This window comes from Brevundimonas sp. AVps7 (assembly GCF_058681545.1).
In genome coordinates this window covers 3,147,881-3,159,357 of sequence record NZ_CM178742.1, presented here as the reverse complement: position 1 = coordinate 3,159,357, position 11,477 = coordinate 3,147,881, and the positions used below count along the sequence as shown (strand labels likewise).

The window sequence follows — 11,477 nt, the reverse complement described above, 5'->3', positions numbered from 1 at the left end:
GGAAGGCACCTCCGCCTTACGTCGCGCCTAGCCCCTACGGGAAGTAGTGGTGCCGCTTAGGTGACTCGAACACCTGACCCCCGCATTACGAATGCGATGCTCTACCAGCTGAGCTAAAGCGGCCTGTCGGCTGGGGCTGGGCCCCGGCGACGGAAGCGGCTCTTTATACGTTGACCTCCGGCTTGCCAAGCGCTGCCAGAAGGGCATCTTCGGTCGGGGCGGCGGCGATCCGGATTTCCGCGAGTCCCCGAACGGACAGGCGAGTGGCGGCGGCCGACGAGATGACGACCGCGATGCGCCCCCTCGCGTCCTGCGCCGACAGTCTTGCGGCCAATGCCCGTGCGGCGCGAGGGGAGTGGATCAGGACGGCGTCCCAGACTTCCGGGGCTGTCGCGTCGGTCTCGACGGCCTCGTAGACGGCCAGGGGGGTGACACGGGCTGTATCTCCGACGAGGGCGGCAAGGTCTCCGGCCGGCTCGGCGGCGCAGGGGTGCAGGATCGAAAGGCCGGCGCCTTCCGCCCGGACCAGGGCGGCGAGGGCGTGGAGGTCGCCGCCGGCGGAGCGGACGTCGTGGAAACCGGCCTCGCGCGCCGAGGCGGCTGTGGCGTCGCCTACGGCGAAGACGGGCGGGGCACGGTCGCCCGAGAGCTCGGCAAAGACTTGCACGGCGTTGCGGCTGGTGAAGGCCAGGGCCTCGACCCCGGTCAGGTCGGGACGGGCGTCGAGGGGGCGGATGGCCAGAAGGGGGGCGAGGACGGGCGTGAAGCCCAGGGTCGCGAGCCGTTCGGCGGTGCGGTCGGCGCCGGGCCGGGCGCGGGTGACCCAGACGCGGCGGATGTCGCTCAAGGGACCTGGACGCTCTGGTCGCCCGCTGCGAGGTGGACCTGATGACCCAGCTGTTCGCCGAGGGTGCGGGCGGCGTCGATCCCCTCGACCAGGCCAAGCGTCCCCGCACGGCGCCAGCGGGCCGTGCCGTCGGGGGCCAGCATTTCGGTGGTGAGGGTCAGGTGGTCGTTCTCGATCACGGCGTGGGCGCCGACGGCGGTGCGGCAGGACCCTTCCAGCGCGACCATGGCCCCGCGCTCGGCGGCGATGGCGAGGGCCGTGGGGCGGTGGCTCATGGCGGCGACCCAGGCATGGTCGGTATCGCCCTCACGGGTCTGGAGAGCCAGGGCGCCCTGGCCCGGGGCGGGCAGGAAGGCGTCGGCGGACAGGTAGTCGCGCACGGCGTCCGACCGACCCAGCCGGTTCAGGCCCGCGGCGGCGAGCAGGATGGCGTCGAACTCGCCCCCGGCGGCGCGACGCAGACGGGTGTCGATGTTTCCGCGCAGCATCTCGATCTGCAGGTCGGGGCGCAGGGCCAGCGCCTGCGCCTGACGCCGCAGGGAGGCGGTGCCGAGGCGGGCGCCGTGGGGCAGGGCGTCGAAACCGTCGAAGTCGCGGCTGATGAAGGCGTCGCGGGCGTCCTCACGCTCCGGGATGGCGGCGATGGTCAGGCCGGGCGGCTGTTCGGCGGGGACGTCCTTCATCGAATGGACGGCGATGTCGATGCGGCCATCGAGCAGGGCCTCCTCGATCTCCTTGGTGAACAGGGCCTTGCCCCCGACCTCCATCAGGCGGCGGTCCTGGATGCGGTCGCCGGTGGTGACGATCTCGACCAGAACGACCTGTTCGAGAGGCAGGTCCATGGCGGCGGCGATGGCGCGCTGCATCATGCCGGACTGGGCCAGGGCCAATGCGGAACGACGGGTGCCGATGCGGATGAGGGGAGCCATTGAGTTGCGCGGGTCCGGCGGGGTCGCTACCTCGACCCGATGAGTATGGGCGCGGACTATAGCAGCGAGACCGGGGCGACAACCGTCCCGGCGCCGGGTGGCGACCTGACGGTGCTGGGCCTCGAGACCAGCTGCGACGAGACGGCGGCCTCGGTCGTGCGGCTGACGCCGGACGGCGTGGCGACGGTGCTGTCGTCGGTGGTCCACTCCCAGATCGACGATCATGCGGCCTTCGGCGGGGTGGTGCCCGAGATCGCGGCCCGCAGCCATGTGGAGATGATCGACGGCGTCGTCCGGCGGGCCATGGCGGACGCCGGCCTCCGCTACGGCGAGCTGGACGGGGTGGCGGCGACCGCCGGTCCCGGCCTGGTCGGCGGGGTCATGGTCGGGCTGGGGTTCGGCAAGGCCGTGGCCCTGGCGCGCGGCCTGCCGCTGGTCGCCGTGAACCATCTGGAGGGGCATGCGGTCTCGGCCCGGCTGGGGGCCAAGGTGGACTACCCCTTCCTGCTGCTGCTGGTCTCGGGCGGTCACTGCCAGCTGCTGGAGGTGCGCGGCATCGGCGACATGAGCCGGCTGGGCACGACCATCGACGACGCGGCCGGAGAGGCCTTCGACAAGATCGCCAAAGCCATGGGGCTCGGCTACCCCGGCGGGCCGGCGCTGGAAAAGAGGGCCGAGAGCGGCGACGGCGCGCGCTTCGATCTGCCGAGGGCTCTGCTGGGCCGCAAGGATTGCGACTTTTCCTTCTCGGGACTGAAGACGGCTGCGTCGCGGCTGGCCCAGACCTGCGAGACGGATCAGGACCGGGCCGATCTGGCCGATGCGGTGCAGAACGCCATCGCGCGCCAGCTGTCGGAACGATCGGATCGGGCCATGGCCGACTTTGCCGAGAAGCATGAGTCCCGCCTCCGGCAGCCGAGCCCCGCGGGCGAGGCGGTAGGCCAGCAAGGACTTCTTTTTGTCGTCGCCGGGGGCGTCGCGGCCAACAGGACGGTGCGGCGGGTGCTGGAGGCGACGGCGGCGAAGCGTGGCTTCGATTTCCTCGCGCCGCCCATGGCTTATTGCACCGACAATGCGGCGATGATCGCCCTGGCGGGGGCGGAACGGCTTCAGCTCGGGCTGGTTTCGGATATTGATGCGCCCGCCCGTCCGCGATGGCCGCTGGACGAGGCGCGCGCACTGGCCGATCCTGTCCATCCGACCGGGCGCAAGGGCGCGAAAGCTTGAGGGAACGAATGGCCTATCGCACCGCAGGGGTCATCGGCGCAGGGGCCTGGGGCACGGCCCTGGCCCTGGTCTGCGCCCGCGCAGGGCTGGACGTCATCCTGCAGGCGCGCGAGCCCGAGGTGGTCGAGAGCGTCACCACCCGCCGCATCAACGAGGCCTTCCTGCCGGGTGTGGTGCTGGACGACCGGATCTCTGTGACGGCGGAGCTGTCGGGCCTGTCGGAGTGCGATCTGGTGCTGGCCGTGCCGCCCGCCCAGTTCATGCGCTCGACGCTGGCGGCCTATGCGCCGCACCACAAGACGGGCGCGCCGATCGTCCTGTGCTCCAAGGGCATCGAGCGCGGGTCCTTGAAGCTGATGACCGAGGTGCTGGCGGAGACGATCCCCGATGCGCCCGCCGCCGTCCTGTCGGGGCCGAGCTTCGCCGCCGATGTCTCCAGGGGTCTGCCCACGGCGGTCACGCTGGCTTGCGAGGATGCCCGGCTGGGCGAGGCCCTGATGGAGACCCTGTCGGGTCCGGCCTTCCGGCCCTATCTCGCGACCGACCTGATCGGCGCCGAGGTCGGCGGGGCGATCAAGAATGTGCTGGCCATCGCCTGCGGGCTTTCGGAGGGACGTCGGCTGGGCAAGTCGGCCCATGCCGCCCTGATCACGCGCGGCTTTGCGGAGATGACGCGGCTGGGCGTGGCCCTGGGCGGGGAGCCGGAGACGGTGGCGGGTCTGTGCGGACTGGGCGACCTCGTCCTGACCTGCTCCAGCCCGCAGTCGCGCAACATGAGCCTGGGCCTGGCGCTGGGCGAAGGCCAGACGATCGAACAGGCTCTCGCCGGCAAGCGGTCTGTTGCGGAGGGCTACGAGAGCGCGCCGGCCGTGCGCGAACTTGCGAGGAAGATGGGCGTGGAGATGCCGATCTGCGAGGCGACAGCGGCATTGCTGGCGGGGGAGACCACTGTGGACGCGATGATCGAGGGGCTGCTGTCCCGACCGCTGAAAGCGGAGCGGGAATGAGCGACGCGGCTCCGGCCGAGCGCAAACGGGTCTGGACCACGCCCGCGAACGTCGCCCTCTGCGCGCTCGACGACATCAGGGAGCCCGGCTCGCGCGGTTTCGTGCTGCAGATCGGGGAAGCCTATTTCCACGGCTTCGTCGTTCGAAAGAACGGCGAGGTCGCAGGCTGGGTCGATCGCTGCCCGCATCAGGGGTTTCCGATCGCCATCGAGATGGATCGCTATCTGACGCCGGACGGATCGCTGATCCTGTGCGGCTGGCATGGAGCGGTGTTCGAGCCGCTATCGGGGGCCTGCGTTGGCGGGCCGTGCGCGGGCGGAAAACTGACGCCCTGGCCGGTAAGGGTTGAGGGCGGGATCATACGGACCGCCGCCCCCGACTAAAGCCGTTCAGCCTTTTTCGTCGCCGCCGAAGGCTTCATCGACCTCGTCTTCCCTGATCCGCTTCGACGGATCGCCGGGCTGGTTGAGGTTCTGTTCCTCGGTGCCGTCGCCCAGCATGCCGGGGTGTTTTTCGTTCTCTTGGGTCTTGGGGTCGGCCATGGTCATGGCTCCAGTTGCTGACCCCGGATCAACGTGCCGCGAAGCTCGGCCGTTCCCTATTTCTTGAGCCGTTTCGCATTGGCGACGGCGGCCGAGTGGATCGGCTTCAGCGCATCGGCCTGGGCCTTCAGCAGTTCGGTGTTGAGGGTCAGCATCTGGCCCGCCGCACGGCTCCACCAGGCGACAGCATAGTTGTAGTGGGCGGTGGCGGCGGCTTGCGGCGAAGCGGCCGAGGCGATGGCGGACGCCGCCCGCTGGGCATGGCCGACCTCGTCCATCGCCGACTTCGACACGCGGGCGGCCAAGTCGCCCAGATTGCCGGCGACGGCGGCGGCCGAGGCGCTCATGGCCTCGACCTTTTCCGTGCTCATCAGATGCATCTCGGCCATGTCGGCCTTCATCGGATTGGCCAGGCCCTCGGCCATGATGTTCAGCCGCGCGGCGATGACGTCGGAGGCGGCCCGCATCATCTCGCCCCCGCTGGCGGCGGTGATCGCGGCGGAGGTCGTGTTGCGTTGCAGGCGTTTGCCGTCACGCAGGGCTTTGTCGAGCAGGGTCATGCGAAGGGCTTGGGCCGCTTTCCTCAGCTGGGCAAGACTTCATCGGCAAAGGCGGCCACGTCGCGGATCAGGGCGGGGACGGCGGCGTCGATGATCTGCTGCCCCTTCTCGGGCGACGCCTGGGCCGGATCGGAGCCGATGCGACCGTCCGGGAAGCGGGCGCGGTAGTCGAGGGCGTCGCGGATCGGGCCGCTGGGTGCGATCCGGGGCGAATACTCCGCTGTCTTGATCCGGTCGGGATACGCGGCCTGTGTCACGGCGATCTCGGACGGGGTCGCGTGCATGCCGTGGCCGGTCGGGAAGATCTGGTTGCACAGGCTGTGGATGCCCGGCAGGTCCCACCAGTTCCGCAGCTTGAGCACGAAGGGGGCGCTTTCCTCGACGAAACTCCATTCGGCGTAGAGCTCCGAGAAGGTCGCTTCGATGGTCGCGACGTTGCCGCCGTGGCCATTGAGGAAATAGATCCGCTCGAAACCGTGGCGGCTCAGGGACGACACCCAGTCGGTGATCGCGGCCATGAAGGTCGAGGGCCGCAGCGAGATCGTGCCCGGGAAGGCCAGGTGGTGCTGGGCCATGCCGATGTTGAAGGTCGGGGCGATCACCAGGCTGCCGTCGGTCTTTTCGGCGGCGTGGGCGATGATCTCCGGGCACATCCAGTCGGTGCCCAGAAGGCCGGTCGGGCCATGCTGTTCGTTCGAGCCGATCGGTACGATGACGGTGCGGGCGCCGCTGTTCAGACGCGCGTCGATTTCGGGCCAGGAGGAACAGGCGATCAGCATGGAAATACTCTCATTCTAGGCGCTACGCTCGCGACGCGGTCGCTCGCTACTTGAGCGCGGGGCGGCGCCCGCAACCGGCCTCTCCTTACGCCCGGTCGGTCAGGGCGCGAAAGCCCGGATGAACCGTTCGGCGGTCTCGCGGGCGCGTCCGCTCTGGTCGATCTCGGGTTCGTCGACGCCGAGGATGCCGCGCAGATAGCCATGGCCCATGGTCATGCCGGTGAACATCTCGGCCGCCGCCATCGGGTCGGGCACACGCAGGGCGACCTGGCCGTCCTGTTCGGCCAGCCAGGTCGACAGCCGGCGCAGGCTCTCGCCCGGTCCGGCGTGGTAGACGGCCTGGGCCAGGTCGGGGGCCTGGGGCGAGATCAGGGCGACCCCGCGCATGGCCGAACGTCCCTCTGCGGTGCACAGCTTGTCGAGCATGGCCTGGGCCAGGGCGGTCAGGACCTCGACCGGCTCGCCGCCGGACCGGAGGGGGGCGGTGATGGCGTCGGAGCGGCGCTCGGCCATGGCGCGGCCGATCTCCACCTTGGAGGCGTAGCGATTGTAGAGCGTCTGTTTCGAGACTCCGGCGCGGCGGGCGATCTGCTCCATCGAAGCAGCCCCGCCCTTTTCCGCGAACAGGGCCATGGCGGCCTCGAGGATGGCCTCTGATTTCTTCTCGTCGATCTGTCCGATGACGCGGGGCATCAGTGGGCGTCCGCGGGCGGAGGCGTTCCCGTGCCCGGCTTCACCGGCCGCGCCAGCAGGGTCAGGAAGGCGCAGGCTGCGCAGCCGATGGCCAGCATGGCGAAGGCGTCGCCGAATGCGAGCGTCGTCGCCTGACGCTGCAGGATTCCGTAGACGGCCTTCATCGCCGCGCCCTCTGGATCGATCGAGCCCGCCATCATCATGGCCATACCGGCCAGCATTTCCTGCATCGGGACCGAGGTCTGCGGGATGGCCTGGGTCAGTTCGCTCATGTGCAGGGCGGTGTTGGTGGTCAGGGAGGTGTTCAGGAAGGCGAGGCCAAAGGCGCCGCCGACATTGCGGAACAGGTTCACCAGACCTGAGGCGTTCTTGACCATGTGCGGCGGCAGGGTCGACATGGTCACCTGCTGGGCGGCGATCATGGCCAGCATGACGCCCGCTCCGCGCAGGGCCTGAACCCCGGCGAACTCCCAGAAACCCCATTCCGTGGTCACGGCGTGGGCGTCCCACATGCCCCAGGCGCACATCATGAAGCCGCCGAACATCAGAATCCGCAGGTCCACCACCCGCACCAGCCGCCCCGCGAACGGGCCGGTCAGGAACATGGCGAGGCCGGAGACGACCATCGTCGTGCCCACCTCGGCCGGCGAGTAGTCGCGAACCCGCGCCAGAAACAGCGGCAACAGGAAGGTCCCCCCGAACAGGGCCGCTCCCACGGTGAAGGTCATGATGACCCCGACGAGGAAGTTGCGATTGTTGAAGGCCCGAAGCTCGACGACCGGGTTGTAGTAGACCAGCGAGCGCCAGATGAAGGCCGGGCCGCAGAGCGCCGCGACCACCGCCAGCAGCAGGATCTGGTCGTCGGCGAACCAGTCGTTCTTCGATCCTTCTTCCAGCACGAACTGCAGGCTCATCAGGAAGGTCGCCATCAGGGCCAGGCCCAGCCAGTCGAACCCCTTCGACAGGGACGGATCGCCCTTGTCGAAATTGGCGTAGCGCCAGACGAGGAAGAAGGACAACAGGCCGAACGGGACGTTGATGAAGAACAGCCAGCGCCAGCTGAGCATCTCCGTCAGGTGACCGCCCAACGTCGGACCGACGGTTGGGGCGAGCGTGACGATCAGGCCGATGAAGACCGAGGCGGTGACGCGCTTGGACGGCGGGAAGGCGGTGAAGGCCACGGCGAAGACGGTCGGGATCATGGCCCCGCCGACGAAGCCCTGGATGGCCCGGAAAAAGATCATCACCTCGACCGAGGACGACAGGCCTACGGCGATCGACATGATGACGAAGCCGCCGCAGCTGAACAGGAAGACCTTCTGTGTCCCCCACAGCCGCGACAGATATCCCGACAGGGGGATCATCACGACCTCGGGGATCAGATAGGCGGTCTGGATCCAGCTGATCTCGTCGGCGGAGGCGCCGACGCCCGACTGGATCTGGGGCAGGGAGGCGGCGACGATCTGGATGTCCAGGATCGCCATGAACTGGCCGATGACCATCCCGGCGAAGCCGAGGATCAGGAAGGTCCAGTTGATTTTGGGCTCGGCGGCGGGACCGGCGGTCCCGTCCAGCGTGGCGGCGGTCATTGCGAGCTCGTGGTTCCTGCGTCGGCCAGGCGCGTCTGGCCCGTGGCGGCCTCGGCGAACGAGGCGCCGCCCTCGCTCTTGAGATCGACCTTGACCTCGACCGACAGGCCGGGACGCAGGGCCGCGCCGCCGTCAGCGCGGTTCACGAGAATGCGCACGGGCACGCGCTGGGTGATCTTGGTGAAATTGCCGGTGGCGTTCTCCACCGGGATCAGGGCGAACTCCGAACCGGTGGCGGGAGCGAAGCTGTCGATGCGGCCGGTCAGGTCCACGCCGGGGAAGGCGTCGGCCTCGATGTGGACGGTCTGGCCCAGACGCAGCCGACCCAGCTGGGTCTCCTTGAAATTGGCCACGATATAGGTGTCGCCCAGCGGCACGAGAGACAGCAGCTGGCCGCCCGGGCGGACGTACTGACCGGCGCGAACGCCGCGTGCGCCGACGACGCCGGCGGCGGGCGCGCGAATGATGGTGCGATCCAGATTGATGCGAGCCTGTTCGACGGCCGAGCGGGCCTGATCGACGGCGGCCAGGCTCTGCTGGCGGGTCGAGCCCAGCACGCCGGCGGTGCGCTGCTCGGCGACGAGGGCGGCCTGGGCCTGGGCGACCGAGGCGGCGGCGGTCTGGGCGCCGGCGGTTTCAGTCTCGATCCGCTGCTGCGACACCCAGCCCTGACGCTGCAGAGCAGTGTAGCGCGCGACCTGTGATCGGGCGAGTTCGGCCTGGGCGCGGGCCTGGGACACGGCGGCGGCGCGCGACGCGATCATCGCCTCCTCCTGGGCGGCGCGGGCGTCCACATTGTCCACCGCGGCCAGCAGGGCCGCGAGATTGGCCTCGGCGGCGGCCAGCCGGGCCCTGGCGTCGGCGTCGTCGAGCCGGACCAGGATCTGGCCGGCCTGGACCCGCTGGTTGTCGGTCACCAGGACCTCGGCGACGTAGCCGTCGATCTGGGGGCTGACCAGGGTCACGTCGGCCTGGACGAAGGCGTTGTCGGTGATCTCCCACCGCTGCTTGTTCTGCCACCAGACGGCGCCGCCGATGATCAGACCAATGGCCACGACGCCTCCGACGATCAGCGGGAGGCGTTTCTTCAGTGCGGGAGCGAGGGCCATGCGAACGGGTCTCTGGGATGGGCGTCGGGGAGGACGGCTGTAAAATGGACCCAATCGTCCAAAAATCAATCCCCTTGCGACGCGGCGTGAACACGTCATGTTTCGCGCTGTTCACCCTGCCTTCCTGAGCGACCTGATCTCCCTCCCCTCCTCCATCGATGTCGCCGTGATCGGCGCGGGCGCCGCAGGGCTTTCGGCGGCGCGTCGGCTGGCGCGTGCGGGGGTGGCTGTCGTGGTGCTGGAGGCGCGCGACCGGATCGGCGGGCGAGCCCATACGGCGACCCACGAGGACATGCCGCTCGATCTCGGCTGCGGCTGGCTGCATTCGGCCGACGAGAACGTGCTCTGCGCCATCGGGCGCGAAGCTGGCTTCACCATCGACGAGACACCGCCGCCGTGGCGTCAGCAGGCGTTCAACCTGGGCCTGACCCCGGCCGAACAGGCGGAGTTCGGCGAAGCCTTCAACGCCTTTGACGAACGGGTCGCGGAGGCCGCCAGGACCGGCGACGATCGCGCGGCCTCGCACCTGTTCATCCCGGGCGACCGCTGGAACGCGCGGATGGACGCCATATCGGGCGCGCTGAACGGCGCGAAGTTCGCCGAGGTGTCGACCCTCGACTACGACGCCTACGAGGACACGGGCGTCAACCATCGGGTGACCGAGGGCTACGGGACCCTGATCGCGTCACTGGGTGAGGACGTTCCGGTGGTGCTGAACTGCCCGGTCGAGCGGATCGACCGCTCGGGTTCCCGAATGACGATCGAGACGGCGCGCGGCGTGATCGAGGCGAAGTCCGTGATCCTGACCCTGCCGACCTCGGTGCTGGCTTCGGAAACCGTGCGGTTCGATCCGCCCCTGCCAGACCTGATCGAGGCGGCGGCCGGTGCGCCCCTGGGCCTGGCGACCAAACTGCATATGGCCGTCGACGGGGCGGAGGAATTCCCCAAGGACAGCCAGCTGTGGGGTCGGACCGACACGGCCCAGACCGGCGGCTATCATCTGCGCCCCTTCGGTCGGCCGATCATCGAGGGCTATTTCGGCGGCGACCTGGCCTGGGGGCTTGAGGCGGAGGGCGAGGCGGCCTTCTTCGACTTCGCCTGTTCCGAACTGGCCCACCTGCTGGGGTCGAGCTTCCCGAAACGGCTGCGGGTCCTGTCGACCTCGATGTGGGGCGCAGAGTCCTGGTCGATGGGCGCCTATTCCCATGTCCTGCCGGGTCTGGGCGACCGCGAGACCGGGGCCCGGGCGCGGCTGGCGCGGCCGATCGAGGACCGGATCTTCATCGCCGGAGAGGCGACCTCGCGCGGCTTCTACGGCACAGCCCACGGCGCCTGGATGGAGGGCGAACGCGCGGCGGTTGAGGCGATCACGGCGCTCGGCATCGACCCGCGCCTGTCCAATCCCGGGGCGCGCTGAGTTGGCCAAACGTCCCAAGGTTACGGGCAAGCCGACGGCGCTCGGCGCCCGCAAGCCCGGCAGCATCATGACCGGTGCGCCGATCCCGATCTTCGCCTTTCCGCCCGACGAGGATCGGGTCGAGGACATCTTCACCCGTCTGGCCCGCGTCATGCCGGAGCCGAGGACCGAGCTGAACTTCGCCGACCCCTTCACCCTTGTCGTCGCCGTCGCCCTGTCGGCCCAGGCGACCGACGTCGCGGTCAACAAGGCGACGGACAGGCTGTTCGTCGTGGCCGACACGCCGGAGAAGATGCTGGCGCTGGGGGAGGAGGGGCTGGTCCCCTACATCGCCTCGATCGGCCTCTATCGGAACAAGGCGAGGAACGTCATCGCCCTGAGCCGCATCGTCCTTGAACAGCACGGCGGCGTCGTGCCTCTGACCCGCACGGACCTGCAGGCCCTGCCCGGCGTGGGTCGAAAGACGGCCAGCGTGGTCCTCAACGAACTGGGCATCGAGCCGGCCATCGCGGTCGACACCCACGTCTTCCGCGTCTCGCACCGGCTGGGCCTCGCCAACGCCGCGACGCCAGACAAGGTCGAGGACCAGTTGCACGGCATCGTCCCCGAGGCCTTCCTGCACAAGGCGCATCACTGGCTGATCCTGCACGGCCGCTACACCTGCACGGCGCGAAAGCCGAACTGCGCCGGCTGCATCATCAACGACCTTTGCCCCTCGCGGGGACTGATGGCGGCGGTCTAGCGCCGGAGGCCAACGGTGGTCTATCGAGAACCAGGA

General features: G+C 69.4%; 13 protein-coding genes and 1 tRNA gene. 5 read left to right on the top strand and 9 right to left on the bottom strand.

The window, feature by feature from the left end; translation table 11 throughout:
• Window positions 1-47: 47 nt before the first annotated feature.
• The 3 genes from ACW17Y_RS15735 to hemC all read right to left on the bottom strand — a co-directional run bounded on the left by ACW17Y_RS15735 (window position 48) and on the right by hemC (window position 1,776).
• Window positions 48-123: transfer RNA gene (locus tag ACW17Y_RS15735), tRNA-Thr, on the bottom strand.
• Window positions 124-163: 40 nt separating this feature from the next.
• Entirely contained in the window at window positions 164-847 is a 684-nt protein-coding gene (locus ACW17Y_RS15730) for a uroporphyrinogen-III synthase (RefSeq protein ID WP_492036609.1), read from the bottom strand.
• A complete protein-coding gene (gene hemC / locus ACW17Y_RS15725) occupies window positions 844-1,776 on the bottom strand; it encodes a hydroxymethylbilane synthase (RefSeq protein WP_492036608.1) in 933 nt (310 codons plus the stop codon). The genes ACW17Y_RS15730 and hemC overlap by 4 nt, the downstream gene beginning before the upstream one ends.
• Window positions 1,777-1,821: 45 nt before the next feature.
• On the opposite strand from hemC, the gene tsaD reads away from it, so the two are divergent.
• From tsaD to ACW17Y_RS15710, 3 genes are read left to right on the top strand one after another with little or no spacing between them, the layout of a single operon-like run.
• Window positions 1,822-3,003, top strand: a complete 1,182-nt coding sequence (gene tsaD / locus ACW17Y_RS15720; RefSeq protein ID WP_492036607.1) for a tRNA (adenosine(37)-N6)-threonylcarbamoyltransferase complex transferase subunit TsaD — start codon at window positions 1,822-1,824, stop codon at window positions 3,001-3,003.
• 8 nt (window positions 3,004-3,011) lie between these two features.
• On the top strand, window positions 3,012-4,010 hold the full coding sequence (locus ACW17Y_RS15715; protein WP_492036606.1) for an NAD(P)H-dependent glycerol-3-phosphate dehydrogenase: 999 nt from the start codon (window positions 3,012-3,014) through the stop codon (window positions 4,008-4,010).
• A complete protein-coding gene (locus tag ACW17Y_RS15710; RefSeq protein ID WP_492036605.1) occupies window positions 4,007-4,393 on the top strand; it encodes a Rieske (2Fe-2S) protein in 387 nt (128 codons plus the stop codon). Before ACW17Y_RS15715 ends, ACW17Y_RS15710 begins: the two co-directional genes overlap by 4 nt.
• 6 nt (window positions 4,394-4,399) lie before the next feature.
• Here ACW17Y_RS15710 and ACW17Y_RS15705 read toward each other — a convergent pair whose 3' ends face one another.
• From ACW17Y_RS15705 to ACW17Y_RS15680, 6 genes are all read right to left on the bottom strand, one after another.
• Window positions 4,400-4,552 (bottom strand): hypothetical protein, encoded by a 153-nt coding sequence (locus ACW17Y_RS15705; protein WP_492036604.1) that lies wholly within the window; start codon window positions 4,550-4,552, stop codon window positions 4,400-4,402.
• Between the two features lie 56 nt (window positions 4,553-4,608).
• Window positions 4,609-5,112, bottom strand: a complete 504-nt coding sequence (locus tag ACW17Y_RS15700) for a phasin family protein (RefSeq protein WP_492036603.1) — start codon at window positions 5,110-5,112, stop codon at window positions 4,609-4,611.
• A gap of 23 nt (window positions 5,113-5,135) precedes the next feature.
• Window positions 5,136-5,891, bottom strand: coding sequence for a creatininase family protein (locus ACW17Y_RS15695; protein ID WP_492036602.1), 756 nt, complete (start codon window positions 5,889-5,891; stop codon window positions 5,136-5,138).
• A gap of 99 nt (window positions 5,892-5,990) precedes the next feature.
• Complete coding sequence (locus tag ACW17Y_RS15690) at window positions 5,991-6,584, bottom strand: TetR/AcrR family transcriptional regulator (protein ID WP_492036601.1); 594 nt, start codon at window positions 6,582-6,584, stop codon at window positions 5,991-5,993.
• Window positions 6,584-8,173 (bottom strand): DHA2 family efflux MFS transporter permease subunit, encoded by a 1,590-nt coding sequence (locus tag ACW17Y_RS15685; protein WP_492036600.1) that lies wholly within the window; start codon window positions 8,171-8,173, stop codon window positions 6,584-6,586. The genes ACW17Y_RS15690 and ACW17Y_RS15685 overlap by 1 nt, the downstream gene beginning before the upstream one ends.
• On the bottom strand, window positions 8,170-9,282 hold the full coding sequence (locus ACW17Y_RS15680) for an HlyD family secretion protein (RefSeq protein ID WP_492036599.1): 1,113 nt from the start codon (window positions 9,280-9,282) through the stop codon (window positions 8,170-8,172). The genes ACW17Y_RS15685 and ACW17Y_RS15680 overlap by 4 nt, the downstream gene beginning before the upstream one ends.
• A gap of 97 nt (window positions 9,283-9,379) precedes the next feature.
• On the opposite strand from ACW17Y_RS15680, the gene ACW17Y_RS15675 reads away from it, so the two are divergent.
• Both ACW17Y_RS15675 and nth read left to right on the top strand, forming a co-directional pair.
• Entirely contained in the window at window positions 9,380-10,699 is a 1,320-nt protein-coding gene (locus ACW17Y_RS15675; protein ID WP_492036598.1) for a flavin monoamine oxidase family protein, read from the top strand.
• Between the two features lie 67 nt (window positions 10,700-10,766).
• Window positions 10,767-11,441, top strand: coding sequence for an endonuclease III (nth, locus tag ACW17Y_RS15670; protein WP_492038316.1), 675 nt, complete (start codon window positions 10,767-10,769; stop codon window positions 11,439-11,441).
• Window positions 11,442-11,477 lie beyond the last annotated feature (36 nt).